The following is a 25260-nucleotide window of genomic DNA, read 5'->3' as shown; positions in this document are numbered from 1 at the left end:
CGATGCTCGATTCGCCCTGGCTGCCGCTGGTGCTGGCGCCCTTCATCGGATCGTTCCTGGGCGTGCTGGCGTCGCGCCTGCCCCGGGGGGAACCGGTGGTGTTCGCTCGGTCGGCCTGCATGCAGTGCAGGACCGTGCTCGGCCCGCGGGACATGGTGCCGGTCGTCAGCTATCTGGTCCGGAAGGGACGATGCCGGAGCTGTGGCGGCGTCATTCACCTGTCGCATCTTCTGATGGAAGTACTGGCGGTCCTGGTGGCCGCGGTCGTCCTGTCCGTCGTCGGCAGCGCGGGCGTCCCGGGGAACGGCGCGTTTCCGTCGCCGTTCCTGCTGTGGGGCGGCTGCCTGTTCGGATGGTGGCTGCTGACGCTGGGCATGATCGACCTGGCCTACTTTCGCCTGCCGGACATACTGACGCTGCCGCTGGTCGTGGCAGGCCTGGCGATGTCCGCCCCCGCGGGCGTTGCTGCCATCCTGTGGCACGGCGGCGCGGCCATGATGGGGTATGGATCCTTCCGGGTGATTGCCCTTCTGTATCGCCGGGTCCGGGGCCATGATGGGCTGGGCGGGGGAGATGCGAAGCTTCTGGCCGCAGGGGGTGCGTGGCTTGGCCCCCAGGCCTTGCCGCACATCGTCCTGGTGGCGGCGCTGCTGACGCTGTGCGGGGCCGCGATTGCCGGGCGCGGCCGCCTGGACCGGGGCCTGGCGGTTCCTTTCGGGCCGGGACTGGCTCTGGCGATGTGGGGAATATGGTTATGGCAGGCCTGGCTTCTCCGCCCGGACGGGCTGGCCCTGTGATCGAAAGGGATGGCGCTGCATCTCATGGAAGGTGAATCGGACATCCAGGCCCTCGTCGCCGGTGGTCCCATTGCGGACCTGGCGCGCCTGCTGGTCGACACGGGCAGATGCGACGCCCGGTCCATCGAGCGCGCGCGTCGCGCGGCGGATCAGGGCGGGGGGCGGCTGGACCAGGTCCTGCTGCAACTGGGCCTGGTTTCGGAGCGGGACATGGCGCTGAGCTATGCGGAATTGCTGTGCATCCCGCTTGCGACGCCGGATCTCTATCCCCAGGAGCCCGTCCTGGCGGACAGGCTCGGCGCGCGTTTCCTGCGCGATGTCCATGCCCTGCCCATGGCCCTGGCCGGGAACGGCGTCACGCTGGCCTTGCGTGATCCGCTGGATCCCTTCGCCCCGGCGTCGATCGCAGCGGCCACCGGACTGCATGTGTCCTGCCTCGTGGCCCTGCCGATCGAACTGGAGGCTGCGTTCGACCGTCTCTACCCGCGTGAGGACGACGGCGCCTTCCTGAGCGAAGACGACGCCGCGTCGCTGGAGGACGATGCCGAACGCCTGAAGGACCTGGCGTCCGAGGCCCCGGTGATCCGCCTGGTCAACCAGATCATCGGCCGCGCCGTGGAGACGCAGGCGTCGGACATCCATATCGAGCCCTTCGAGGACCGGCTTCGCGTCCGGTACCGGTATGACGGGGTGCTGCATGAAATGGACAGCCCCCCGGCGCACCTGATCCCGGCGATCGTGTCGCGAATCAAGATCATGGCGCGCCTCGATATCGCCGAACGGCGGCTGCCGCAGGACGGGCGGATCAAACTGGCCGTGCGCGGGCACGAAATCGATTTCCGGATTTCCACGATCCCCTCTCTGCATGGCGAAACGGTCGTCCTGCGCGTGCTCGACCGGTCCAGCGTGACGTTCGATTACGCAACCCTGGGCCTGCCGCCCGAAATCGTCCGGCGGCTGCGGGATCTGCTGGCGCTGCCGAACGGGATCGTCCTGGTGACCGGCCCGACCGGCTCGGGCAAGACCACCACGCTTTATACCGGCCTGTCGGATCTCAATGCCGTGACCCGCAAGGTGGTGACGATCGAGGATCCCATCGAGTACCAGCTCGGCGGCATCAACCAGGTGCAGGTCCGCCCCCAGATCGGCCTGACCTTCGCAACCCTGCTGCGCTCGATCCTGCGCCAGGATCCCGACGTCATCATGGTCGGTGAAATCCGCGATATCGAGACGGCCCAGATCGCGGTGCAGGCCGCGCTGACCGGGCATCTCGTGCTGTCGACGCTGCATACCAATTCCGCCGCCGCCGCCATCATCCGGCTGCGCGACATGGGGGTAGAGGACTATCTGCTGACGGCCGTCCTGCGCGGCGTGGTCGCGCAGCGCCTGGTCCGGCGCCTGTGCGATCGGTGCAAGGCGTCCTACAGCCCACCCGGGGAACTGGTGGAACGCCTCGGCCTCCGGGCGCTGTCGCCCGATGCGCCGGTCACGCTGTTCCGGCCGGTGGGGTGCGCCCACTGCCGCAACACCGGGTACAGCGGGCGGCAGGCGATCGCGGAATTGCTGGAACCGGACGAGGCCATCGAACATCTCATTTTTTCACGTAGCGATCATATGGCGATCGAACGCGCGGCCGTGGCGGCCGGGATGATCCCGATGTTCACCTCCGGCCTGATGGCGGCGCTGCGCGGGGAGACGACCATCGAGGAGGTGACCCGCAGTGTCCGGGGCTGACGTGATGTTCGTTCCGGGCGGCACGCATGGCTGATTTCAGCTTCACCGCCGTCGACGCGCAGGGCAACCTCGTCCGGGGCACGCTGGACGTCGAGACCGAGGCCGCCGCCGTGGCGGCACTGCGCCGGCAGGGGCATATTCCCATGCATGTCGGCGCCCCGGCGCGGTTCACGCTGACGCTGCCGTCGGGCATGGGCGGACTGCGCCGGAAGGATCTGCGGCGATCCGAACTGGCGGCGATCACGCGCGAACTGGCCGTCATGCTGGGGGCGGGACAGGATATCGACCGGGCCCTGCGCTTTCTGGCGGAAACCGCGCCCGGCGCGCGGGTGCGCGCCGTATGCGACGGGGTCCGCGCACTGGTGCGCGACGGCCAGGCGCTGCATGTCGCCCTGGGACGCTATCCCGGCAGCTTCCCGCCTTTGTATGTCGGCATGGTCCGCGCGGCCGAAGCCGGCGGCGACCTGGCGCCGACGATGGACAGGCTGGCGGCCTTGCAGGAACGCGAGCGCGCACTGGCCGCGACCGTGACATCCGCCATGATCTATCCCGCCATCCTGACGCTGGCGGCGTGCGGATCGATCTACCTGCTGCTGACGGACGTCCTGCCGCAATTCACCCCCCTGTTCGCGCAGAACGGGGCGACGCTGCCGGTCTCGACGCAGGTGATGATCCAGGCCGGCGGCCTGCTGGGCCGCTATGGCGTCCTGATCCCGGCGATCCTGCTGCTGCTGGTGGCGGGCGGGCGGGCGATCATGCGGCGTCCCGCTGCGAAGCTGCGCATTGACCGCTGGCTGTTGGCGTTGCCGGTCGTGGGCGCCCTGATGCGCGAAATCCTCGCCGCCCGTTTTGCCCGTATCCTCGGCACGCTGCTGGAAAACGGGGTGCCCATCCTGGGGGCGCTGTCGATCGTGCGTGGCGCCATCGGCAATCTCGCGGTCGTGCAGGCCATCGACGCGGCGACGCAGAGCGCCAAGGGCGGGCGTGGCCTGTCCATCGCGCTGGAAGCCGCGGCCGTCTTCCCCCAACGCACCGTCCATCTGCTGCGACTGGGCGAGGAAACCGCCCGGCTCGGCCCGATGGCGCTGCGGGCCGCCGACATTCACGAAGACCAGGTGCGTATCGCCACCCAGCGCCTGGTCTCCCTTCTGGTGCCCGCGATCACGATCGTCATGGGCCTGCTGGTGGCGGGGATCGTGTCGTCGCTGCTGCTGGCCATGCTGAGCTTGAACGACCTTGCGAAATAACGGGCCGGACGGGGGATTCACCCTGATCGAGATGATCGTGGTCGTCCTGGTCCTGGCCCTGATCGCGACGATCCTGGTCGCGCGCGGGCCGCTCCATTCGGCGACGCTGGATCTGCGCGGCGCGGCGCAATCGCTCGCCGTCGCCATGCGCCAGGGGCGGATGCAGGCGATTGTCTCCGGCACCGCCATCACGGTCACGATCGACCCCGTGCATATGCAGTACGGGGCGGGGCACGACGCCCGCCAGGCCCTGCCGCGCGGCCTGGCGCTGGCCGCAGGAAGTGCTACGAGCATCACCTTCTACCCCGACGGCAGCGCCTCCGGCGCCCGGATCGGGCTGGTCGAGCAGGGACGGCAGGTCACCCTGCGCACCAACTGGCTGACGGGTGCCGTCACCGTGGACGGGCCGTGAGCAGCGTCATGCGCGACACCGAAGCCGGATTCACCCTGATCGAGGTCCTGATCGCCTTCGTCATCGCGATGCTGGCGCTGGGCGTCGTCTACGAAGGGATGGTCGGCGGCATCGCCGCCACGCAGATCGCCAACCGTACCGAGGAAGCGATATCCCGCGCACAGTCGCACCTGGCCGCGGTGGGTCACGGCATGCGCGTTGTGCCGCTGGTGCAGGGCGGGGATGACGGCAGCGGGTTCACCTGGCAGATCCGCATCGTCCCGGAACAGTCGGGCGTGCTGGATCATGGTCCCGCCATGGTGCTGTACCAGGTGGAGGTCAGCGAATCCTGGCCCGACCTGTCGGCGTCGGGGGGACGCAGGACCGTGGTGCTGCGCACCCGACGGCTGGGGACGAAAGGGCGCGCGCCATGACGGGCGGGGGGTACGGCCACCTCGGTCAGGCCGGTCGCGACAGCGGGCAGCGGGGCTTCACGCTGGTCGAAATCCTGATTTCGCTGGTCGTCTTCTCGCTTGTGCTGCTGGCGCTTGAACGTGGCTTCCAGGCGGCGACGATGATATTCGAACGCCAGCGCGGCATGCTGGCGTCGCAGGCCGAACTGGGGGCGGTCGACCGGTTCGTGCGCCATCTGGTCGAATATGCGAACGGCGGCAGCACGCGGGACGGGCGGATTTTCGTCGGCCGCGCCCATGGCTTCGCATTGCGGGGTCCGTTACCGCTGGCGCTGGGGTCGGAGACCCCCATGGCCGATATCCGCCTGTCGGTGGATGATCGTCACCGCCTGGTCGTCGTCTGGATGCCCTACCGGCATGTGATCGAACCCGCGCGCCCCACGCGGCAGGACGTCCTGCTGGACGGCGTGCAGGGAATCGAATGCGATTATTTTTCAGACGGAAAGTGGGCGAATGGATGGTATGGAAATGGCTTGCCGGAACTTGTGCGTATCCGGATCCTTTTTTCCGATGACGATCGCCGCCACTGGCCGGATATCGTCGCGGCCCCGATGACGGAGCCCATGCCCGGTTGATGCCTTCGCCTGTCTGTTCGGTCCTGTCCTGGTCCTTTTGCTAGCCGGTCGGAAATTTGTCCTTGCCTCGAAATTTCATACTGCACGCCTCATGATCGCCGGTGACCTGTTCATCTGGTGGCGGCGACAGATCGGCGACATGATCCCCGCGCGGTGGCGTCTGTCGCGGTTTTCGGCCAAGCCCGTGGTCGTTGCGGTGATCGAGGGCCCGCGACTTGTCGTTTCGCTGATCCGGCAGGGCGTGCGGACGCCTGTCGGCGTCTGCGGGTTGTCGTCGGACGAGGGGGCTGGCGATGGCGACGTCGCGGCCTGCCGGCGGGCCCTGTCCGGAATGATGGGAACCGGCGCGCCGGCATCGATCGTCCTGCGCCTGCCCCCCGGCATGCTGATGCAGCGCGACGTCGTCCTGCCGTCGGCGGCGGAGGGCAACCTGGATGCCGTCCTGAACTACGAGATGGACCGGCTGACGCCGTTTCCCGCCGACGCGATATGGTATGCCTACGACATCCTGCACCGGGACCCGGAACGCCGGCAATTGCATATGCGGCTGTCGATCGTGCCCAAGGCGTCGATCGCCTCCGCGCTCGCCGCCCTCGCGCGGGTCGGCCTGCGACCGGATATGCTGGAAGACGCCGGAAGCCAGACCTGTATTCCGATGTCGGAGGTCCGAAATGGGCACGGGCGGCGGACCCGCATGGCCATCGCCGCCGCGGCCGTGCTGCTGCCCGTCATCGGGGTGACGACGGCGTTCTGGCGGCAGTCCGTCGAACAGGACCATCTGACGGCGCGGATTGCGATGTTGCGCCCCTCGGCCGACGAGGCTCGCACGCTGCGCCGGCAGGCCGAGGACCGGTCCGCCGGGGCGGGAATGATCGCGCAGGAACGCCGGCGGCTGGGCGACCCGATGGAGGTACTGGCCACGGTCACCCGGATTTTGCCCGACGACAGTTTTCTGACCGACCTGATCCTGCGGCAGGGGCAATTGATCATCAGCGGACAATCCTCCGCTGCGACGGGGCTGATCCAGGCCCTCAGCACGAATCCCCTGTTCAGGTCCCCCGCCTTCGTCGCCCCGGTGACGCGCGTGGAGGGACAGAATGCGAGCCTTTTTTCGATTCATGCCGGCGTTGGACACTGATTTTGCAGATCTCGAATCACAGGATCCCGTCGCGTCATGCGGTGATCCGCGCCTTGCCGGAAGGGCGGGCGGGTCGTCTGGCCGCCCTCGGCCTGTCGGCGGTCATCGTGATGCTGGCTTGGCTGCTGGTCCTGGCGCCGCTGTCGGACTGGTACGGACAGCGCGCGGAGACCCTCGACATCCAGCGCGACACCGTTGCCCGGATGCAGGCCTTGTCGGACGCGCTGCCTGGCCTGCGCCGTTCCGCCAGTGTGTCCGCGCCCGGACCCGCGCTCCTGATCGGCGGCGCGACCGAAGCCATCGCCAGCGCCAATCTCGAGGAGATGCTGCAGCAGACGGCGTCCTCGATGGGGGCGAGTGTCTCCAGCGCCGAGAACGTACCCGCTGCCATGATCGGCCATTACCAGAGGATCGGGCTGCATATCGTCGTCAATGCCGCCTTTCCGACCCTGGTCCGGTTGATCGCGACCCTGGAACGTTCATCGCCGGCCGTCGTTATCGACGGGCTGCATATTCACAAATCCGAAGACGAGGATACGCCGGCCACGATGATGGAATGCGACATGTCGGTGTACGCGTTCCGCCGGAACGACAGCAGCACGCCCGCGCCGGTCACGACCGCGCCATGACCAGGATGATATTCCCCTCGTCGCGCAGGCGCATTGCCGCGGCCTGTGGCGCCGGTTTCGTCTGCGCCGGATTTTCCATCGCTTTCCTCTCCTTTTCCATACGCGAGACCGCGCTTGCCGCGCCGCTCCCTGCCGCGCCGGTCGAACAGGACATGGCGAACACGGCGCAGATCGGGGACTGGCAGGGGGTCATCCTGACGCGTCCGCTGTTCAGCCGCACCCGTCGCCCCGACGCCGCGCCGGACGTGTCCACCTCCCGCCCGCGGCTGGCGGGTATCGTCGCCAGCCTCGGCCGGCGCCGTGCCATCTTCATGACGCAGGGGGCGGGACGGGGGCAGGTCGTCGATGTCGGCGCGACCGTCGGCCCGTGGCGAATCGTCGCGATCGGGGTCGATTCCGTGCGCGTGACCGGCGAGGACGGCGAGCAGACCCTGCGGCCGGACCGCGATCGCAGCGCCGACGGCAAGACGGACGGCGCCCCGGCCCCTGGGGACGAACCCGGCATTTCTTCACCCGACGACCAGAAACCCGAAGACCAGACACCAGGCGGCACACGATGATTTCCTGCGATTACCCTTCTGCCCGGCCGGCATCCCGCCGCCGGCATCACGGCTGGACGGGGGGCGTGCTGTGCCTGGCTGTCGCGGGATGCGCCCCCGGACCGGCGCCGCATCTTCAACCGCTTCCCGGTCCGCTGCCGCTGAGCCGTTCCGCGCCCGACATGAATGGCAGAATCGGGGCGGCGAACCCGGTCGGTCCGGTCCAGTACAGCTATGGGCGCGATGCCGTGCCGTATATTCCCATGTCGGGCCAGGCGGGCGGTGTCGGCACGATTGCACTGAATTTCGCCGATACGGACATACGCGACGCGGTCGCGCAGATCCTGACTGACATCCTGCATGTGAATTATTCGATCGACCCGGCGGTCAGGGGGCAGGTGACGCTGCATACCGCCTCGCCGCTGACATCGGCGCAGGTCATGCCGGCCTTGCAGGTCATCCTGTCCCAGGTGCATGCCACCATCATCCGCAGCAACGGCTTGTACCGCATCGTGCCGGCGCAGGGCGACGCGGGCAACCCGCAGGGTGGGGCTGCGTCCGGCCTGGCCGAGGGGACGGCCCTGGGCGGCAGCGTCATGGTACCGCTGCGCTATGCCGAGGCCGGAAACCTGGCCAAGGCGCTCCAGCCGTTCCTGCAGGCCGGGGCGCATGTCACGCCTGTCGACAGTGCGAACGCCCTGATGGTCAGCGGTGAGCCGTCGGCGCGCAATACGCTGGTCGAAGTCATCCACGCCTTCGACGTGGATTGGCTGGCCAGCCAGTCCTATGCCTTGCTTCCGGTGGAGTCCGGAAATGCCAGGGACATGGCGACGGCCCTGCAGGCCGCCCTGCACGGCAGCGGCGGCGCGCTCGCGCAGGTCGTCCAGGTCCTGCCGCTGGCGCGGGTCAATGCGGTTCTGGTCGTTGCGCGCGCCGCGCGCTATGTCGAGGACGCCCGGCGTCTGTTCGCCCTGATCGAGCGCCACCGCCGCGCGACCATGCGGTCGTGGCATGTATTCTACGTGCAGAATTCCAGCGTGAATGACGTGGCCTATACGTTGCAGCAGGCGTTCACGCCTGGCGACGTGACGGCGCTGCCGCCCGAAGCGGCCTCGGCCCAGGCCGGCCAGCAGGGGGGCACGGGCGGTTTCGGGGCAAACGCCATGGGCGGGGGGCTGGCAGGCGGCGGCATGACCGGGGGTCTGGCTGGCGGTGGCCTGGCGGGTGGCGGACTGGGCGGCAATATGTCCACGACGGGCGGATTGGGAGGCACGAATTCCCTGTTCGGCGGCGGGCAGCCGGGCGGGACGACGACGACCGTCGGACAGCAGGCGGGCGGGGGCCAGTCGGCGGCGTCCAACAATCCCCTTCTCGGCGGCCTGGACAGTACGGCCGGCAATGAGGGCCGAAGCCAGGGGATGCGGATCATTTCCAACGCCCAGCACAACGCCATCCTGATCTACGCGACAGAGGAGGAAAGCGACACGGTCGAGCAGATGATGCGAAAAATCGATGTCATGCCCTTGCAGGTTCGCATCGATGCCGTCATCGCCGAAGTCCAGCTCAACGACGCCCTGCAGTACGGGACGCAGTTCTTCTTCAAGTCCGGCGGCATCAACGGGGTGCTGAGCAACAACAGCCAGACGATCACCGCCGGAACCCTGGCGACCGCGGCCTTCAGCCATACGCTGCCGGGTTTCATCATCGGGGGCGCCAGCGGCGGCGGCGCGCCGTTCGCCATCGACGCGCTGCAGAACGTGACCAAGGTGCATGTCCTGTCGTCGCCGCAGCTGATGGTCCAGGACAACAAGGCCGCCCGGCTGCAGGTCGGGCAATTGGTTCCGATCCAGATCGGATCGCAATCCAGCACGATCGGCACGTCGATCTATAACCAGTTCACCTACCAGCCGACGGGCGTCATCATGCAGGTGACGCCGCACGTCAGCGATTCGGGGCTGGTCACGCTGGACATCGTCCAGGAAGTCAGCTCCGTGACCTCGGCAACCTCCACCACCAGCAGCGCGACCACCAACCCCACCTTCAACGACCGCTCGGTATCCTCGCGCGTGGTGGTCCAGGACGGGCAGACGGTGGGGCTGGCCGGCCTGATCACCGATACGTCCACCCGTACCAACAGCGGCATCCCATGGCTCAAGAACATTCCGGTTCTGGGCGTTCTTGCGGGAAACCAGAATAACAATCGCCAGCGGACGGAATTGCTGATTCTCATTACGCCGCATGTCATGCATGACCAGCACGACGCAGTGGAACTGATGGAGGACCTGCGCGACAGCCACCCCAATGCGGCAGTCGTTCCGGATGAGCTGAACACGATGGGGGCGTCCGGCAGCGCCGATCCCCAGCAACGCCTGCGGCAGAAAGTCGGTCTCGGGCCGTGACGCGTCGGCGCGACTGGAAACGGGACGCGCGGCGGGACGGGGGCTTTGCCCTGTTGATCGTGCTGTGGACGCTGGTCCTGCTGTCGTTCCTGGCGTCCATCGTCGTGACGTCGGCGGATCGACAGATTCGTACCGTCTCTGCCATGCGCCGCGCGGCGCAGATGCGCGCGGCGGCGGATGGCGGGCTCTGGGAAGGGATCTTTCACTTCCTCGACCGTTCCCCGGGGCACTGGAATGCCGACGGTCGCGAGCATGTGCAGCGTGCGGGATCCGTGACGTCGCGCATACGGCTTGCGTCCGAGGCCGGGCTCGTCAATCCGAACATGGCGTCGCGGCCGCTTCTGGCCGCGCTGCTGCAGGTCTGCGGGGCGCAGAAGGCGCAGGCGGACGCGATCGCCGCCAACATGGCGGAATGGCGCAGCACCGCCCAGCAGGGGAACGCCGTCAGGACGAAGGCCCTCTATCTCGCCGCCGGACGATCCTATGCTCCGCCGGGCGACATGTTCCGCAGCGTGGATGAAATCGGCCTCGTGCTCGGCATGACGCCAGGGCTCCTGCGCGCGATGCGGCCGCATCTGTCCGTCACGCAGCAAAACGATCCCGATATCGCGGTGGCCGATCCGGTCGTCCGCCAGGCCCTGCACATGGCGGGCGGGCCCAGCGTGCATATGTCGCCCGGCGGCGGAAAACCCGCGACCATCGTCGTTACCGTCTCGATGGATGATGACCAGGGGGGGCACGCGTCACGCCAGGCCACGGTCCTGGTGTCGGCCACAAGGGCGGGCGAGGATCTGAACGGGATGGTCCATATCCTGGATATCCGGTCCTGAGAGCCCTTGGGGAAAATGCACCTTCGTGGCGGCCGTCGGTCCGGACGGGGAAGCGTCTGGTCGCCTGACGGGCCCCGCGAGAACAAACCGGGAAATGCGATGTCCGGCTTGGCTCATCCAGACCCTGCCAAAACTATCTACAGACTTACCCACAGGGGTACCCCCGGAATCTGTGGATAAGGATGTCGCGGCATCTGTTTCCGGGAAGCATGAAATCGGCGGTTTCCCGCCAATAATCGATCAATGTGCACCCGACGTAGAATCGACCTTGATTCTGTTACGCTTTTATGAAGGGCCCATCACGGAAACTATTCACAACAGGCAAGCGATTCCAGCTTGACTCATTACGGAAGGTCTTCGGCTGCTTCAGCAGCCGCTATCGCCGCGCCTGAAGGACAGGTGGAAGATCGCATGGAGGGCGGTAGAGCCCGGAACCAATTCATCCGATCGGTGTTGCCCTCCCACACAGGAGGAATGCCATGAGCGACCAACGGCCGAAGCCTGAGGATGGTGCCTTCCCCGATCCGGACGCGCCCCGGCCGGAACCTGCGGAAGAGCCGATCCCCGAGAAGACGGGCAATCGCGAATCGTGGATGGATCCGCGACCGGCGTTTTTCGACGGGACATCGGCCCCGCTTCCGCCTCGTCATCCCCGCCCGGAAGACGATGACGAAGAAGAAGGCGAGGGCGAAGACGAGAGCAACGGACATGATGACGAGAGTGACTGGGATCGTCGTCCGCTGTCAGGCGTCCCGAAACCTTCGGACCCCCCATCCGATGAACCGGACCGGGATCCGGAGGAGCCGGCGCCGGATCCGGATGAGCGACCGGTTCCGACGCGGCTTGATTAGGAGAAAGACCGCGCTGATCCGTCGCAACATCCTCATGACGGACCGGAGGGGATGAGCGGAGGCCAGGTCCGCAAAGGGCATGTTTAGCCATTGCCGAAACTCCGCTTCGGCTGTGGCCGGACTGGCTGGGAAGGCTCCTGTCCCTTCCATCCGGCCACCTTGTCACAAGATGACAAAATGGCCCCCACGTGCCACCCTTCCCGCGTCCAGCGCGGCGAAGCCCTCTTGTCCCTGCACCATCTGCCCGGTCCCCGGAAGGCGCCGGTATCGCATTCATCGCCGAGAACGGCGGTGGGGCTGGGATCAGGTTGAGGAAGCCGGACGAGTGATTTCGCCACGGTGCTTCTGGCTCACGACGAAGGATCCCCACCATGTTTGGAAAGAACGTCTTCGCCTCGCTCACGCATTATGCTCTGGCCTATCAGATTGCTGAATGGGGTTGGAAGATCGGGGAACATACTTACGGATCCCCGACGGTCATCGAAGCCGAATACGCGTCCCTCGAAATCGGGCGCTTCTGTTCCATCGGGCCGGGCGTGCTAATGATTCTGGGGAACCACCGACCGGACACGGTGACCACCTATCCCTTCAAGACACTCTCGCATTTCTGGCCGGAAGCCGCCGATGGCACGGACGATCACAGTTCACGAGGCGATATCGTCATCGGCCATGATGTCTGGATCGGGGCGCGCGCTGTCATCATGTCGGGGGTGACGATTGGCTCTGGCGCCATCATTGCCGCCGGCGCGATCGTGACGAAGGACGTGCCGACCTATGCGATCGTGGGTGGCAATCCGGCTCGGATCATCCGCAGCCGCTTTGCCGAGCCCATCGTCGCGCGTCTTCTCCAGATCGCCTGGTGGAACTGGCCGGAGGAACTGCTGCGCCAGCGTCTGCCGAAGCTGATGAATGACGATATTGAAGGATTTCTGGAAGCCTGCGCGCAAGGCGACTGAAATAATCGCCCGCACTGACGGAAAGGCGCGCCGTTGGTCCGACCATGGGCGCGCCGCAACCATGGGCCGCTTGACTGCATCCGACTCACGCCAGAGCACGCGCGGCAGCGTCCGCACCACAGGACCGTTGCGCGGCCTTGTTCCCAATTCCGCCAGGTCACCACCGGAACGCCGACCAGATCGGAAATCGCGGCCTGCGTCAGGCCTGGATGCCGCCGATGGTCATGACATTGACCATGATCTGGGCCGGAAATCCGCCACGTAGTCGCAGGCTGACGAGGTTCGGAAACTGGCGGTCGAGAGGGCAGTCCCACCGAGATCACCAAGCGGCTGGGGATCGGACGGACGTCTATCGGTGCCTGGGGAAGGTCGTAGCCTGACGATTGTTAGCAGGCATCCGTACTGGTCTCTGTCCAACCCATGTTCCATATCGACGCGACCAGTCTAACCGACTGATTTAATATATAAATTTTGGAAAATCTGGCGGACTCGAAAGGATTCGAACCTGAGTCCGCCACTGTTCGCTACTGTCCAAATAACACGATGATTCAATGACGTATTTTGTTCATCACGTCCGCGTGTGTCCGTAGCTGTTCTCCGCGGTGCAGTTTTCTTTCATGGGTCTGTTCATTGGTTTCGCATCGTGGGTCTGGTGGAATGGAGGCACGGGCGTGGTAGCATGAGCCATGCCCAAGATCGTCGCGAATCGCCTGACCGTCCGTACCGTCGCGTCTCTGACGGATGGGGTCTATTGCGATGGTGGCAATCTGTGGCTGACGGTGAAGGGCAATACCCGCGCCTGGTCCTTCCGCTACACCAGCCCGACCACCGGGAAAGCCCGAGAGATGGGAATCGGCTCTGCTCGTGAGGTCGGTCTGGCCGACGCGAGGATCCGGGCCGCAGCAGCGCGCAAGCTGGCGAGCGACGGAACCGACCCCATCGACGCGCGGCGAGAAAAGAAGGCCGAGCGTCGGAAAGAGGTGGGCCTGACCTTCGAGCAGGTCGCTACCCGCTATATCAAGTAGCAGGCGCCAGGATGGCGTGATCCGCGCGTGGTGTCCATCTGGACGAACTCCCTGTCTCAGCACGCATATCCCACTCTGAGGAAAAAGCCGGTCGCTGCGGTTTCAACCGAAGACGTGCTCACTGTCCTGCGGCCGATCTGGTCGACGAAGACGGAAACCGCAACGCGGATTCGTGGGCGAATAGAAAGCATCCTCGATTATGCTCGTACCCATGGATGGCGGTCTGGGGAGAGCCCGGCCCGATGGAAGGGACATCTGGCCAATATCTTGCCATGCCCGTCCAAGGTCGCACAGATCGAGCATCATGCGGCTGTCGATCGGAAGGATATCGGTGGGGTGATGCAGCGCCTGGCGGCTTCCCGGGGTGTGTCTGCCAAAGCTGTTCGGTTCGTCTGCCTGACGGCCTGCCGTTCAATGGAGGCCCGCGGGGCGGTCTGGTCCGAGATCGACATCAAGGGCAAGGTCTGGATCGTGCCGGCCGAGCGGATGAAAATGGCCCGGGAGCATCGTGTGCCGTTGTCCGAGAGTGCGCTGGCGATCTTGCGCGAGGTCAAGCCGCTACGTGACACGAGAGCCGGTGACCTGGTGTTCGCTGGCCAGAAGCGCGGGAAGCCCTTGTCAGACGTGGCGCTCTCGAAAGCTCTGCACGCTGCAGCCGATGCAAATGACGTGACGGTCCATGGCTTGCGTTCCACCTTCCGCGACTGGGCGGCCGAGGAAACCGACTATCCCCGTGAGGTGGCTGAGATGGCCCTGACGCACGCGATCGGGGACAAGGTCGAGGCTGCCTATCGCCGCGGGGATCTGTTCGAGAAGCGCCGGCAGATGATGGATGACTGGGCGCGCTGGGTGCTGGCACCGGCCCAGAAGGGGGATGACCAGACATCCTGAGCGCCGGACGTCGATCGCGCGACGGTACGCCCTCATCTCGCCCGCCATGAAACCCGAAGAAAACTACCGTTTATCGGTGGCGGGCTGGGGAATTTCGTCCGGGCTCAGTGCCACCCGTATGCTCGGATCCTGGGTGAATGGCTACCCCAAAACATCGGGCCGGGATCGCCGGTCTTCTGAACCGCGGCAAACGATCAGGGCCGTGCGACCGAGAAGAAACAGGCCGACGGTCAGGTTCGCCAGAAACACGATCTGCGCCACCCCATGGAATATGGGAAAGAACATCGCCCCTGCGCCACAGATGCCGAACACGCTCAACGTCATCAAGCCGGCGGACGCCTGGCTGTGTTCCCGGATGCCGACGGCGAATTCCCGAAACGACCTGCCAAGGCTGATCAGGGACGGAACACCGAAAAGCAGTTCAACCACCACCACGAACATCATCGTTGTTCCATGCAGGATCGCCCCCACAGGAAACGGAGAAACCAGGAAGAAGAGAGCGGAGAAGACTGCGGGCAGCACCATCACCGCACCCGTCGTGACGCTCGCAAAACCCAGCAGCAATACGGACCATGGCCGATGAGACCGGATGTGGCGGACATCATCGGTCGGCATCGTTGTTCTCCTACGTCGTCGCGCATCGCCTGTCATGTCGGAATCGTATCATTTGCATCCGTTCTGTGTCCAACGTGCTGTTCAAGTCGCGCGGGATCGCACACCCGATTGGCCGGGTGAAGGCGTAGACGCTTGGTCCGTCGGGTGCGCTTTTGATTGGGATCAGTTCTCCCGCAGGGTCGAGAGTCGTGTATGAATTACCCTCTGGAGCAGGTGTCCGAGGTTAGGGCCCGGACTCATAACCAGTAGCTGACGGCCGCGACTGGTCTGCCTTGAGAAAACTGGTCCAATTCTAAGGAGAGCCCTATGGGGCATAAGGATTGGAGGATTATATGGGACGTCAACGTTTTACGCCTGAGCAGATCATCGCGAAGCTGCGTGAGGTGGATGTGCACGTTGGCCGAGGTGCGACGGCGGTGGAAGCGTGTCGACAGGTCGGCATCGCTGAACAGACGCTGTATCGGTGGCGCAAGGAATATGGCGGCCTGAAGGTGGATCAGGCGCGTCGCATGAAGGATCTGGAGCGGGAAAATGCTCGATTGAAGAAGCTGGTGGCGGATCTCGCACTGGACAAGGCGATCCTGCAAGAGGCGTCGAAACTGACTTTTTGAGCCCCTCCCGTCGCCGTGAGGCGATCGCACAGGTCCGTCGTGCATTGGCCGGTATCGGAACGGCGGACCTGCCGGGTGCTTGGCCAGCACCGCTCGACACAGCGTCATCTGCCAAAGGATGATACCGACGAGCATCGACTGACGGCCGATATCATCGCGCTGGCCAAGGATTACGGCCGCTATGGCTATCGCCGCATCCATGCTCTTCTGGGGCGTGCTGGCTGGCAGGTCAGCCTGTCGGTGGTCGAGCGGATCTGGCGGCGGGAGGGTCTCAAAGTTCCGAAGAGGCAACCGAAACGGCGTCGGCTATGGCTGGGCGATGGATCGTGTATCCGGCTGCGCCCACAGCATCGTGGGCACGTGTGGTCCTATGACTTCGTCGAAGATCGGACGCACAACGGCCGCAGATATCGGATGCTCAACATCATCGACGAGTTCAGCCGGGAATGTCTGGCAATGGTGCCGCTGCGGCGGTTTCGATCGAACGACGTGATCGACGTGCTGGCCGATCTGTTCATCGAGCATGGGCCGCCTGGGCATATTCGATCTGATAACGGCCCCGAATTCGTCGCCAACGCGGTGCGCGAATGGTTGGGCCGGCTGGGTGTCATCACTCTCTACATCGAACCCGGCAGCCCTTGGGAAAACGGCTACATCGAGAGCTTCAATGCCCGTCTGCGGGACGAGCTGCTCAATGGCGAGATCTTCTACAGCCTTGAGGAGGTAGGAATCGTCACCGGCTGGTGGCGTGAGCATTACAATCGGATGCGCCCACACAGCAGCCTGCAATACCGCCCGCCAGCGCCAGAAACAATCAAAGTGCCAGCCTGGCCGCTCGGTTCCGCTGCGCTTCACCTCCCGGCCAGGCTGGCATCAGAAGCGCATATCAACTAACTATAAAACCGGACCAATCATCGCAGTCAGTCCAGGTTTTGGACGTAACCTATAAAACCGCTTGGTTTATGACTCACCGAATTCGGGAAGCCATGAGAACCGAAACCTTTTCCCCTATGGGTGGTTCAGGGAAGGTGGTTGAAGCTGATGAAACCTATATCGGTAGGAAGGCTGGAATTCCCGTTCGTCGGGGATATGCTCATAAACGGGCTGTTGTGAGCCTCGTTGAACGTGGTGGAAAAGTTCGGTCTTTTCACATCGATAAGGCCACCGCCGCAACCGTGGCACCTATTACGCAGGCGAATATCGATAAAGAGACTCGTTTGATGACGGATGAATCCTCCATTTATACCAAATTGGGAAAGGATTATCAGGAGCATCAATCCGTTAATCACAGCGCAAATGAATATGTTCGCGGGGATGCCCATACAAATACGATTGAAGGGTTTTTCTCGATTTTCAAACGAGGCTTCAAAGGCATCTATCAGCACTGTGGAGAAAACCATCTTCACCGCTATTTGGCTGAATTTGATTTCCGCTATAATAACCGGATTAAGCTGGGTGTGGATGATACGATGCGTATGAATGCAGCGATCAAGCAGGCCGAAGGCAAGCGGTTGACCTATCGACGGATTAAAAGGACTGATTAATGGAGAAAAAACCTAAACCTGATTTATCCGACTACGAGGAAGAGAAACGTCCTCTGGAGGACGTTTTGCGTCAATTGCTGAAGGCAAAAAGGGTTATGAAACAGCCAAAGGACGAAAAAGAGGACGATTCTTCCAATTAAATTAAAATATCATTCGCCAGAATGATTTACTTTCTTTCTTTGTTCTCTCAATTTGTTCGCACGGGTGACAAATTCGCTTATTAGTCTCCCTCCTTCTGGAGTATCAAGGTCAATTTTCTTTCCATTCGAGACAATAAAAAATCTTTTTTTCGGCAATATAATTGCCTTCATGATGCGATAATTGCACCATCCCAAAAACAGAATAATGAAAATTCCGATAATAAGCGGGATCATTAGTTTTCACCATTGAGATAACACGTCAATATTTGTGTGTGACGGACAGATAGGCCGCCACACAGCGATCAGAAAATCACCGAGGACCAGAGAGCATTTTTGGCCCCTTATTTTCCTTTATTTTCTTGTCTTCTTCAAAAAGGCTTTCGCTTATTTTGTCGATAGCAAATTGAAGGGCTGACATATAGCGTTCAATTATCGATTTTACCAAATTTTCGTCGGGAATTTTGTTTGGTGCAGCGATAAACGATTCAATAGATACGATTAAATATTTATTTTTTGTAGATTTGTATTCTGAGCACCTTACTTTTATAGCTTTTTTCGTCTTGTTTGCATCATTTGCAATTTTAAGGAAGTCATACTCAGACAACTCGCAGTCCTCTGGGTTTCCAATCCCATATAAAATCCTAAAATACTCTGGGTCATCCTCAAGAATAGAGATTTCAAAATTACCGTACCTCAAAATACGAAATTCAATGTCCCCGTATTCGTCAATTTTTGCAACGGCTCCCAAGCTCTCTTCAACAGCACGTTTATATAAATCTTGAAGAGTTTCTTTAACGCTCGCCATTCCCTACTCCCGCACAATCATTCCATCGTGTAATTTATAATAAATGAGACGGGCATATTTATGCCCGTCTATTGTCAGGCTAGGCGAGGAAGATAAAGATATTGCGGGTTGCCATACTGCATGTCTATGAGAGACTTGGCGTTCAGAGAATTGTCAGCCTGTACGCGGACTTCTTGAACATTGCCATTTTTCAAAACAATCTTTGCCGAATAAGTCTTCACAGTAGTTGAACCCCGTATTGTGCCCTACGACGAGCATAGTTTCCCATCGACGCCTCCTGGCGTCGGGCGGGTCGTAGCGTGTTCACACGAGGTATAGGCACGCCCTGCTTATTTCCCTTGGACGAAGAATGAGTGCCCCCATTCACCGCCTTGGCTCGAAAGCCGGGTGTTGCATTAGGCAGGCCACCCGACATAGGGGCGACCTCGTGTGAAAAGGCGCTACGACACGCCACCTACAGAATATGGGAAAACGGGATTTTCGGCAAGTCTCGATAATCTTTCTTTTAAAATGGATGATTCTATGTTTAAAAATAAAAAGAGGAGGATCAAATGACTAAGTCTTACCAAGCTCGCTCCGGCCGCAAATATGTATTTGATAAAATTCCAAGCATTTTGCTCGACGCTCCAGCGATAGTTTGGTTGTCGTCCACCCCAGAGGATGATGCTATTGCTCAAGGGAATATAGGAGACGTTTTCTTGTTTTCTGATTCGCTGGGAAATGATCAGAGTAAAATATTAGTTCAAAAAAGTAGATATGATTTCATATCGGAAGTCGAAGTTTATGTACTTTTTTTGGAAGATGGAACCAAAATAGATGACGTTTCTGAGGATTTTTTGGGAATAGAGGAGATATAATTATTTATTTTCTTCAAGTTTCTTAATTCTCTCATGCAGCCACATAATTTGATCACGCAAAGAACGGTTTGATTGCGACGCATAAACCGTTATTATATGTTTAAAAGGCCTGATCAATATCAATTTTATACGATGTCGAACGTAATACATTTTGCATTTAAATCGTTTCCACGGATGCGTTGGAAAACCTTGTTCATCATATTCATCTTTGAACATCTTCTCGATCCTCCTCTGATTTCTTTGAATTCTCGAAGCCCGGCACGTCCGTCGTCATCCGGGGGGCATTCCCCTCAACAGCCTCGGTACACTCCATACCCGACTAGGCATTTGAAGTCCCCCAATTGTCTGTTTTCGAAAGAAGAGACGTTTCTTCCCTTCTGCATTTAATTGGGTTATTCTCCTATGATTGCTGTTGGAGAAGATAATTTGGCTGCAAACTGTAATCAACTGTCTTTGCCATCCGACGTATATTCGGTTTTCGACCATATGGTAACGATCAAGCCATCTGACGTCGGGACTTTGATTGTCACAATCGCAATTGGGTCTATCACGATCTGGATTGCCAACTGGCAGCGCCGAATATCCAAAGAGAAGGTTATTTCTGACCTTTTTGATCGCAGATATGCAATTTATGATGTTCACGCGCGGGCTATCATATGGGTGTGTATGCGCGACTGTGATGAAAAAACTAATACTGAAATTGTGGAAAATGCCATGTATTTGGGAGAGCAGGCAAGATTTATCTTAAATAAATCTTCTCATGAATATTTATCAACTGTCAGACAAAGGCTGTTTCAGATAATAACAAACAAAAGCGATTTGGAAGAGTCTGGTCGCCGCGCAAATATAAATGATGAGATGAGGAAATATCATTGGGAACTATTTGAAAAAACGAGAGAATTGGAATTTGGACTTATTGATGAAATGGGGAAAGACCTGCCCGACGTGTTTATGCCTTTTCTGAAAATTAAAGACTTTAGGTCTGACGGCAGGATTGAGGTTGAAAGAAAGATAATCTTAAATTTCAAACATTTCCTCAATACCGTTTTTAAAATCAAGAAGTAGCACCTTCATATCCCGTATGGATAGGGTAATCCTGACTGGATTTTCCTTATATTTGGTGTTCCAAAGCGTGATTGACTCAATTTGTTTGATCTTATTTGCGTTGTAATGCAGGTCGCCGTGAGCCAATGCGTGCCTCACGAAATAGATAAATTCCAAATAATTGAGATTTCCAATAGTCTTCGTCTCAAATGGGACAGGCGGTGGCCTTTCTCTGAAATATCTGATGAATTCCTTCCCTTTGGCTGATTTCTCGAAGGGATGGATAAAAGCGCCCAAGAAGGTATTAACCAACTGGGCGACCTCGTAGAGGCCATGGTTCTGGTAGTTGGCCTCGATGAAATCGAGGTTGATCAGGGACCGCCTCATGATGTCCAAGAGCGGGTCGCTTGGAATTCCCATGCCTTAAATGCCCCTGAGAAGATGATGGGGCCAGTGTCTCGTGGGAGGGCTAGAGAAGGCAAGAGAGGGGGCTTGACTGCTAATAGCGCCTCAAAGCATAATTACACATACTACACAGAAGCCAGTGTGGATATAACGTGATTATGAAGAGTAGAAAATGCCTTACATAGTATGTTGTGGCAGTAACAGTACTCATAATAAAAAAATAATTTATGATATTGGTGATTATATCCTAAATAAATCACACAGAATTTTTTATCGTGGTAATTTTCATATAGTAGAACCAAACGTTACTCATTTTGTATTTGAGAAAGAATTGCAAGAATTATGCAAAAAAGGAGAAGATATATTTTGTTTTATTTCGAAAGTTAATGACGAACAAATAAAAATAATAAAATCAGAAACGACGTGGATTTTTGACTGGGACAACTTGCCATAATTTTGTTGGTTCAACGTCAATCCTAAATATGTATTTGCATAAACGGTAAACAAATATCCATTTATAATGCCTGAACAACCCTGCAAATCCAGCTTCTTTAAATGGTGGCATTTTTATTCTCCATTTAGTGTTGCGTTTTGGTAAGAATAGGCTCTTAGAGCCTGAGATGGCCTCGCCAGTTGGCGAGGCCATCTGTTAGCGGTGTGCCAAGGGAGGGGGAGACCTCTGCTTAGATGATAATCCCTCTCATCTAAGGTTTGTGGTGCCAAGTATATAATCCCCCTTTCTTTGGGGGTCTGATAATACAAGGGCACCGGAGATGCCGACGTTACGTTTATTCCCCGATTACCTGGCGACGATAGTGAGTGTGCGTCTGAAATTGTAGGCGGTGGCCGTGAGGTGGATCTGGACGGCGGCCTTGGCGAGTCCGCGCCATCGCATGCGGCGCAGGCCATAGCTTCGTTTCCACGTGCCAAAAATCTTCTCGATCCGTCCGCGGACACGATGGACCCCATGGTTCCATGCCTTCAGGCGCGCAATCGTCTCCTTTTCGTCACGTCCCCACATTCCCGTCGCCGCCACCCGGATGCTGCCCCCCCTGGCGCGCACGGCTTCACGGAAATACGCTCCCCGATAGGCGCTATCGGCAAATACCTCGCCCGGATTGTCCGGCAAGGCGTCGGGACCGGCCCGGCCATCATTGATGTTGGCCGGCGTGATGGAGATCTTCTCCACCAGGGCGGTTGCTGCGTTGGCGCCCACATGGGCCTTGAAACCATGAACGGCCTTTCTGCCCTTGTGTTTGACCCAGCGCGCCTCGCTGTCCTGTTCCGTGTGCGACGCGATGACTGTCGCATCGACGATCGTACCGGTCTTGATCCGGATCGCCCGAGCCTTCAACTGGGTCGTGATGGCTTCGAACAAGGTTTTGTCGAGGGACCGGGACACCAATAAGCGTCGGAACCGCACGAAGGCCGTGCGCTCCGGTGTCGGTTCGTGAAGAGAAAAACCGCAGAACCGGCGAAAGGACGCCCGGTCATCCAGCGCCTCGGCCAGCTTGACGTCGGACAGGTCATACCAGATCGCCAGGAGCATCGCCTGAAACATCGAGAGGGGCGGCCATGCGGGTTCGCCCTTCGTCGCAGGATACAGCGGCGACAGCATCTCGCCGATCGGCTTCCAGTCGATCAACGCCACGATCGCGTCCAGCGATGACGTGGGCCGGTCCGGTCGCAAGAACCCAAGACAATCCTGACCGATCGACCGATGCGCCATGACAGTCTCCAACACCCAAAAACGAACGCCAGCGAATCATCAATCTCACGCGTCGTCCATTACCCGCGCACAGGTCTCACGAGAGTAGACCATGGCTGAAGGACGCAAGACCGGCGGGCGGCCGAAGGGAGTCCCGAACAAGGTAACGGCCGATGTGCGGGCCATGGCGGGAAAATATGGGCCCGAGGTGCTTGAGCGCCTGGCATGGTTGGCTCTGAACGGGGAGTCGCATGCTGTGCAGGTGGCGGCGGGTAAGGAGATCCTCGACCGCGCCTATGGCAAGGCAAAGCAGGTGACTGAGATCGAGGGTGGCCCGGCGCCGGTCTACCAGGTGGTGATTAGCTGAGAGCGGAGGGCGGCCGGCGCAAATCATGCACCGCCGCTGTCCAGTCCATCCAGTACAGAATCAGGCAGCGGCTTCGGCGATCGCGTCCTGCACGAACTGGTTCAGGCTTACGCCTTTCGCTGCAGCAGCTTCGGCCGCGCGTGCATGCAGTTCCTCATTCACGCGGACCTGGAACTTGCCCGAATAGTGCCGCACCGGGTCGATCCCCTTTTCGGCGCACATATCGAGGAAGACCCGCAGGGAGATTTCGCCCTCGCGCTGCAGGCCCGCCACGCTATCCGCATAGAAGTCCGCCCCTCCGCTGAGGCCGACGAACTCTCCGCGGAACATGCCGATCTCGGGATCGAACTGGATCACGGCCCGCTGGCCGCCGATGGTCATGACATTGTTCATGGCGCTACCCCATTTGCCTTGAGCCATTCCCGCACGCTGGCGACCGCTCCCTTATCCGTGTGCGGTGACGGATGGGGACGATGAAAGACGCGGATTTCACCGAACAGGACGACGCCTACGCGCGACCCTTCGCGTTCCGACACCTCGGCACCCAGTGAGACGAACAGAGCTTCGATATCTGCCCAGGCCACATTCGCGGACACGGGCCGTTTGAAGATCAGTTCGAGTGTGCGTCGGTGCTTCGTCTTCATGAGGATTGATACCGCAATATGGTATCATGCGCAATATCCGCAACAGTCCGTCTTCGTTCGTATGCGTCCGCCTCTGTTCCAATAGGGATTGCCCCAGCGGAACATTCGAGGCGGAATAGATTTGTGTTCCAATAAAATACAGAATGTTTTGGATCGCCAAGGCCAAGGCCAAGGCCAAGGCCAAGGCCAAGGCCAAGGCCAAGGCCAAGGCCAAGGCCAAGGCCAAGGCCAAGGCCAAGGCCAAGGCCAAGGCCAAGGCCAAGGCGGAAGGGCGCTATCTGGGGCGGAAACCCACCGCGCGGGCACAGGCCGAAGAAGTCCAGAAGCTGGCCGCCGAGGGGGTCAGCCCCACCGAGATTGCCAAGCGGCTGGGGATCGGGCGCACGTCCGTCTATCGGTGTCTAGGGAAGGTCGCAGCCTGATGATTGTCCGCAGGCGTTCGCGGCGGTCCGCGTCTAACCCATGTTTTATCGTGGGTTTTAGAATGGGTAAAAATCGGCGCGATCAATCTAGTGGATTGATTTAATTCACAAATTTTTACAGAAATGGCGGACTCGAAAGGATTCGAACCTTCGACCTTCGCCTTCGGAGGGCGACGCTCTATCCAGCTGAGCTACGAGTCCAGTGACGCCTCCATACCCCGAACCTTTTTGGCGCGCCAGTCCCGATCACGCATTTATTTGACAGTCAGGCCGTCCAGGGCAGCGGGCAACGGCGGCGGGGCGTCGCTGCCGTCATGCGGCAGCGCGGACCATGCGGCGGCGGCGGCGTCCCCGCCCGATGGCAGGAAGCGGTCGGGGGCGGCGATCCATTGCGTCACGTCGTCGATCACCGCCTGCCGCGTGCGTCCACGCATCAGCAGGTGGTAGCCCCCGGGGATGTAGTCCCGGCGGGTGGAGTCGGGCAGGCGTCGCCACAGATCGGCCATGGCCGAAGGCGGGACCAGCTGGTCGTGACCGCCGTAGATCACCAGTACCGGCCCGCGCATATGTCGTGCCTCGTCCGCCGCCCGGTGCATCAGCGCCGCCAGCCCGGACAGGGCCTGCATGCGCGTCGCGCGCAGGGTCAGCGGATCGTAGTACAGGCGCCGCATCGCCGCCAGGTCGTCGCCGGCCACCACATGCACCGGCAATTCATGGCCCGTCAGGCGCCAGCCCGGCGCGCCCGCCGCCATCAGGCGCAGCAGCACCTCGGCCCCCGGGCCGAGTTTCCAGACCGCCGGGGCCAGCAGGATGGTGCCGGCGGCCGGCGGCGCGTCCGGCCCCGCCATCAGGCAGGTCAGCACCGCACCGCCCATGCTCTCGCCCATCAGGTACAGCGGCACGCCGGGATGGCGGCGGGCAATGATCCGGGCTTCGTCCGCCGCGTCATGGACCAGCCGCTCGGCCCCTGCCCAGCCGCCACGGTCGGGCATGCCGCCGAAGCCGCGCAGATCGGGCGCGTACAGCGTGATCCCGCGCGCCGCCAGGACGGGGGAGGGAAATTCCCACGCATCGCGGCTGTCGTCGAAGCCGTGCAGGGCCAGGATCACCGCATGTTCCACCCCGCGGGCGGGCCAGACGCGATAGGGAATCCGCGTGCCGTCGGACAGGACCATGGTCCCGTCGGGCGGCACCAGCGCCCCGTCGGCCGCATGGGCCGGCGGCGGATGGGGAACCGGCAGGTCGCGCAGGGCGCATCCCCCGGCCAGCGGCGCCAGCAGGGCAAGATAAAGCAGGCGTGACAGGCGAAGGTTTGAAAGCACGGCAATCCTGCGTATCATCCCCCGTCACTCCTGACCACAGACCCCATGACAACAGACCGAGGCGGAACGAACATCATGCAGGCCCAGACGCTCTACCCGACGCCGCGACCCCGCCTGGGGCATGTCGAGACGATCATCGTCCAGTCCCGCACCCTGTCCTGCGACGGCGGGATGGGCGCGCTGGGCCATCCGCGCGTGTGGCTGCGCATTGCCGACCACCAGACGTTCTGCCCCTATTGCTCGCGCCTGTTCGTGCTGAATCCCGACGCGGGGGACGAGACGGCGCACTGATCGCTTTCCG

General features: G+C 60.9%; 25 protein-coding genes, 1 tRNA gene and 2 pseudogenes. 20 read left to right on the top strand and 8 right to left on the bottom strand.

The annotated features are described in order from the left end of the window. The first annotated feature begins 2 nt into the window (after positions 1 to 2). From HLH28_RS13535 to HLH28_RS13475, 13 genes and pseudogenes are all read left to right on the top strand, one after another. Complete coding sequence (locus tag HLH28_RS13535) at positions 3 to 797, top strand: prepilin peptidase (RefSeq protein WP_182960069.1); 795 nt, start codon at positions 3 to 5, stop codon at positions 795 to 797. 24 nt (positions 798 to 821) lie between these two features. Next, positions 822 to 2531, top strand: a complete 1710-nt coding sequence (locus tag HLH28_RS13530) for a GspE/PulE family protein (RefSeq protein ID WP_182960066.1) — start codon at positions 822 to 824, stop codon at positions 2529 to 2531. A gap of 26 nt (positions 2532 to 2557) precedes the next feature. After that, positions 2558 to 3778 (top strand): type II secretion system F family protein, encoded by a 1221-nt coding sequence (locus HLH28_RS13525; RefSeq protein WP_182960064.1) that lies wholly within the window; start codon positions 2558 to 2560, stop codon positions 3776 to 3778. Continuing rightward, positions 3768 to 4190, top strand: a complete 423-nt coding sequence (locus HLH28_RS13520; protein ID WP_182960062.1) for a GspH/FimT family pseudopilin — start codon at positions 3768 to 3770, stop codon at positions 4188 to 4190. The genes HLH28_RS13525 and HLH28_RS13520 overlap by 11 nt, the downstream gene beginning before the upstream one ends. Further along, positions 4187 to 4603 (top strand): pilus assembly FimT family protein, encoded by a 417-nt coding sequence (locus tag HLH28_RS13515; protein WP_338029740.1) that lies wholly within the window; start codon positions 4187 to 4189, stop codon positions 4601 to 4603. The genes HLH28_RS13520 and HLH28_RS13515 overlap by 4 nt, the downstream gene beginning before the upstream one ends. Further along, the gene (locus HLH28_RS13510) at positions 4600 to 5217 is read left to right on the top strand and encodes a prepilin-type N-terminal cleavage/methylation domain-containing protein (RefSeq protein ID WP_182960060.1); all 618 of its coding nucleotides are present in this window, start codon (positions 4600 to 4602) and stop codon (positions 5215 to 5217) included. The genes HLH28_RS13515 and HLH28_RS13510 overlap by 4 nt, the downstream gene beginning before the upstream one ends. A gap of 91 nt (positions 5218 to 5308) precedes the next feature. Continuing rightward, positions 5309 to 6355, top strand: a complete 1047-nt coding sequence (locus tag HLH28_RS13505; protein ID WP_182960058.1) for a PilN domain-containing protein — start codon at positions 5309 to 5311, stop codon at positions 6353 to 6355. Between the two features lie 2 nt (positions 6356 to 6357). Further along, positions 6358 to 6984 (top strand): type II secretion system protein GspM, encoded by a 627-nt coding sequence (gspM, locus tag HLH28_RS13500; RefSeq protein ID WP_246396169.1) that lies wholly within the window; start codon positions 6358 to 6360, stop codon positions 6982 to 6984. Continuing rightward, a complete protein-coding gene (locus HLH28_RS13495; protein ID WP_182960056.1) occupies positions 6981 to 7544 on the top strand; it encodes a general secretion pathway protein GspN in 564 nt (187 codons plus the stop codon). Before gspM ends, HLH28_RS13495 begins: the two co-directional genes overlap by 4 nt. Then, positions 7541 to 9922, top strand: coding sequence for a type II secretion system secretin GspD (gene gspD, locus HLH28_RS13490; RefSeq protein ID WP_182960054.1), 2382 nt, complete (start codon positions 7541 to 7543; stop codon positions 9920 to 9922). The genes HLH28_RS13495 and gspD overlap by 4 nt, the downstream gene beginning before the upstream one ends. Next, on the top strand, positions 9919 to 10752 hold the full coding sequence (locus tag HLH28_RS13485; RefSeq protein WP_182960052.1) for a type II secretion system protein GspK: 834 nt from the start codon (positions 9919 to 9921) through the stop codon (positions 10750 to 10752). The genes gspD and HLH28_RS13485 overlap by 4 nt, the downstream gene beginning before the upstream one ends. 1222 nt (positions 10753 to 11974) lie before the next feature. Further along, entirely contained in the window at positions 11975 to 12559 is a 585-nt protein-coding gene (locus HLH28_RS13480; protein WP_182960050.1) for a CatB-related O-acetyltransferase, read from the top strand. 686 nt (positions 12560 to 13245) lie between these two features. Further along, a pseudogene (locus tag HLH28_RS13475) lies at positions 13246 to 14475 on the top strand (tyrosine-type recombinase/integrase). Between the two features lie 141 nt (positions 14476 to 14616). Here the strand turns inward: HLH28_RS13475 and HLH28_RS13470 are convergent. Further along, positions 14617 to 15090: a hypothetical protein gene (locus HLH28_RS13470; RefSeq protein WP_182960048.1), complete on the bottom strand. Its 474-nt coding sequence runs from the start codon at positions 15088 to 15090 to the stop codon at positions 14617 to 14619. A gap of 332 nt (positions 15091 to 15422) precedes the next feature. Between HLH28_RS13470 and HLH28_RS13465 the strand changes: the two are divergent. After that, positions 15423 to 16595 (top strand): annotated as a pseudogene (locus HLH28_RS13465) (IS3 family transposase). Further along, positions 16574 to 17245 (top strand): IS1595 family transposase, encoded by a 672-nt coding sequence (locus tag HLH28_RS13460; RefSeq protein ID WP_338029744.1) that lies wholly within the window; start codon positions 16574 to 16576, stop codon positions 17243 to 17245. The pseudogene HLH28_RS13465 and the gene HLH28_RS13460 overlap by 22 nt, the downstream one beginning before the upstream one ends. Before the next feature lie 450 nt (positions 17246 to 17695). On the opposite strand, the gene HLH28_RS13455 is transcribed toward HLH28_RS13460, so the two are convergent. Continuing rightward, positions 17696 to 18190 carry a hypothetical protein gene (locus HLH28_RS13455; RefSeq protein WP_182960044.1) on the bottom strand — a complete coding sequence of 165 codons (495 nt, stop codon included), beginning with the start codon at positions 18188 to 18190 and terminating at the stop codon, positions 17696 to 17698. A gap of 551 nt (positions 18191 to 18741) precedes the next feature. On the opposite strand from HLH28_RS13455, the gene HLH28_RS13450 reads away from it, so the two are divergent. Beyond that, a complete protein-coding gene (locus HLH28_RS13450) occupies positions 18742 to 19047 on the top strand; it encodes a hypothetical protein (RefSeq protein ID WP_182960042.1) in 306 nt (101 codons plus the stop codon). Between the two features lie 402 nt (positions 19048 to 19449). After that, positions 19450 to 20112 (top strand): hypothetical protein, encoded by a 663-nt coding sequence (locus HLH28_RS13445; protein WP_182960040.1) that lies wholly within the window; start codon positions 19450 to 19452, stop codon positions 20110 to 20112. On the opposite strand, the gene HLH28_RS13440 is transcribed toward HLH28_RS13445, so the two are convergent. Both HLH28_RS13440 and HLH28_RS13435 read right to left on the bottom strand, forming a co-directional pair. Next, on the bottom strand, positions 20065 to 20511 hold the full coding sequence (locus tag HLH28_RS13440) for a hypothetical protein (RefSeq protein ID WP_182960038.1): 447 nt from the start codon (positions 20509 to 20511) through the stop codon (positions 20065 to 20067). The two genes, HLH28_RS13445 and HLH28_RS13440, sit on opposite strands and share 48 nt — an antisense overlap. Positions 20512 to 21295: 784 nt before the next feature. After that, the gene (locus HLH28_RS13435) at positions 21296 to 22225 is read right to left on the bottom strand and encodes an IS5 family transposase (RefSeq protein ID WP_182960036.1); all 930 of its coding nucleotides are present in this window, start codon (positions 22223 to 22225) and stop codon (positions 21296 to 21298) included. 91 nt (positions 22226 to 22316) lie between these two features. Here HLH28_RS13435 and HLH28_RS13430 point away from each other — a divergent pair, with 91 nt between their 5' ends. Beyond that, positions 22317 to 22571 carry a hypothetical protein gene (locus tag HLH28_RS13430; RefSeq protein ID WP_182960034.1) on the top strand — a complete coding sequence of 85 codons (255 nt, stop codon included), beginning with the start codon at positions 22317 to 22319 and terminating at the stop codon, positions 22569 to 22571. A gap of 60 nt (positions 22572 to 22631) precedes the next feature. Here HLH28_RS13430 and HLH28_RS13425 read toward each other — a convergent pair whose 3' ends face one another. Continuing rightward, on the bottom strand, positions 22632 to 22964 hold the full coding sequence (locus HLH28_RS13425; RefSeq protein ID WP_182960032.1) for a type II toxin-antitoxin system HicB family antitoxin: 333 nt from the start codon (positions 22962 to 22964) through the stop codon (positions 22632 to 22634). Continuing rightward, a complete protein-coding gene (locus HLH28_RS13420) occupies positions 22961 to 23215 on the bottom strand; it encodes a type II toxin-antitoxin system HicA family toxin (protein WP_182960030.1) in 255 nt (84 codons plus the stop codon). The genes HLH28_RS13425 and HLH28_RS13420 overlap by 4 nt, the downstream gene beginning before the upstream one ends. 143 nt (positions 23216 to 23358) lie before the next feature. On the opposite strand from HLH28_RS13420, the gene HLH28_RS18480 reads away from it, so the two are divergent. Further along, on the top strand, positions 23359 to 23637 hold the full coding sequence (locus HLH28_RS18480; protein ID WP_408869850.1) for a helix-turn-helix domain-containing protein: 279 nt from the start codon (positions 23359 to 23361) through the stop codon (positions 23635 to 23637). A 124-nt stretch (positions 23638 to 23761) separates the two neighbouring features. On the opposite strand, the gene HLH28_RS13410 is transcribed toward HLH28_RS18480, so the two are convergent. Continuing rightward, a tRNA-Arg gene (locus tag HLH28_RS13410) sits at positions 23762 to 23838 on the bottom strand. Between the two features lie 53 nt (positions 23839 to 23891). After that, positions 23892 to 24977: an alpha/beta fold hydrolase gene (locus HLH28_RS13405; protein ID WP_182960028.1), complete on the bottom strand. Its 1086-nt coding sequence runs from the start codon at positions 24975 to 24977 to the stop codon at positions 23892 to 23894. Between the two features lie 57 nt (positions 24978 to 25034). Here HLH28_RS13405 and HLH28_RS13400 point away from each other — a divergent pair, with 57 nt between their 5' ends. Next, positions 25035 to 25250 (top strand): zinc-finger domain-containing protein, encoded by a 216-nt coding sequence (locus tag HLH28_RS13400; protein ID WP_182960026.1) that lies wholly within the window; start codon positions 25035 to 25037, stop codon positions 25248 to 25250. Positions 25251 to 25260: the final 10 nt, after the last annotated feature.

It is taken from the genome of Gluconacetobacter tumulisoli, assembly GCF_014174155.1.
Taxonomy (GTDB): Bacteria; Pseudomonadota; Alphaproteobacteria; order Acetobacterales; family Acetobacteraceae; genus Gluconacetobacter; species Gluconacetobacter tumulisoli.
This window is presented reverse-complemented; position numbering and strand designations above follow the sequence as displayed.

What these genes read in the sequence shown, in the direction of transcription:
- HLH28_RS13535 (WP_182960069.1), top strand. Translation starts at nt 3, where the DNA reads ATGCTCGATTCGCCCTGGCTGCCGCTGGTGCTGGCGCCCTTCATCGGA.
- HLH28_RS13530 (WP_182960066.1), top strand. Translation starts at nt 822, where the DNA reads ATGGAAGGTGAATCGGACATCCAGGCCCTCGTCGCCGGTGGTCCCATT.
- HLH28_RS13525 (WP_182960064.1), top strand. Translation starts at nt 2,558, where the DNA reads ATGGCTGATTTCAGCTTCACCGCCGTCGACGCGCAGGGCAACCTCGTC.
- HLH28_RS13510 (WP_182960060.1), top strand. Translation starts at nt 4,600, where the DNA reads ATGACGGGCGGGGGGTACGGCCACCTCGGTCAGGCCGGTCGCGACAGC.
- HLH28_RS13505 (WP_182960058.1), top strand. Translation starts at nt 5,309, where the DNA reads ATGATCGCCGGTGACCTGTTCATCTGGTGGCGGCGACAGATCGGCGAC.
- HLH28_RS13495 (WP_182960056.1), top strand. Translation starts at nt 6,981, where the DNA reads ATGACCAGGATGATATTCCCCTCGTCGCGCAGGCGCATTGCCGCGGCC.
- gspD (WP_182960054.1), top strand. Translation starts at nt 7,541, where the DNA reads ATGATTTCCTGCGATTACCCTTCTGCCCGGCCGGCATCCCGCCGCCGG.
- HLH28_RS13480 (WP_182960050.1), top strand. Translation starts at nt 11,975, where the DNA reads ATGTTTGGAAAGAACGTCTTCGCCTCGCTCACGCATTATGCTCTGGCC.
- HLH28_RS13470 (WP_182960048.1), bottom strand. Translation starts at nt 15,090, where the DNA reads ATGCCGACCGATGATGTCCGCCACATCCGGTCTCATCGGCCATGGTCC.
- HLH28_RS13455 (WP_182960044.1), bottom strand. Translation starts at nt 18,190, where the DNA reads ATGGCGAGCGTTAAAGAAACTCTTCAAGATTTATATAAACGTGCTGTT.
- HLH28_RS13450 (WP_182960042.1), top strand. Translation starts at nt 18,742, where the DNA reads ATGACTAAGTCTTACCAAGCTCGCTCCGGCCGCAAATATGTATTTGAT.
- HLH28_RS13445 (WP_182960040.1), top strand. Translation starts at nt 19,450, where the DNA reads ATGATTGCTGTTGGAGAAGATAATTTGGCTGCAAACTGTAATCAACTG.
- HLH28_RS13440 (WP_182960038.1), bottom strand. Translation starts at nt 20,511, where the DNA reads ATGGGAATTCCAAGCGACCCGCTCTTGGACATCATGAGGCGGTCCCTG.
- HLH28_RS13435 (WP_182960036.1), bottom strand. Translation starts at nt 22,225, where the DNA reads ATGGCGCATCGGTCGATCGGTCAGGATTGTCTTGGGTTCTTGCGACCG.
- HLH28_RS13430 (WP_182960034.1), top strand. Translation starts at nt 22,317, where the DNA reads ATGGCTGAAGGACGCAAGACCGGCGGGCGGCCGAAGGGAGTCCCGAAC.
- HLH28_RS13425 (WP_182960032.1), bottom strand. Translation starts at nt 22,964, where the DNA reads ATGAACAATGTCATGACCATCGGCGGCCAGCGGGCCGTGATCCAGTTC.
- HLH28_RS13420 (WP_182960030.1), bottom strand. Translation starts at nt 23,215, where the DNA reads ATGAAGACGAAGCACCGACGCACACTCGAACTGATCTTCAAACGGCCC.
- HLH28_RS18480 (WP_408869850.1), top strand. Translation starts at nt 23,359, where the DNA reads ATGTTTTGGATCGCCAAGGCCAAGGCCAAGGCCAAGGCCAAGGCCAAG.
- HLH28_RS13405 (WP_182960028.1), bottom strand. Translation starts at nt 24,977, where the DNA reads ATGATACGCAGGATTGCCGTGCTTTCAAACCTTCGCCTGTCACGCCTG.
- HLH28_RS13400 (WP_182960026.1), top strand. Translation starts at nt 25,035, where the DNA reads ATGCAGGCCCAGACGCTCTACCCGACGCCGCGACCCCGCCTGGGGCAT.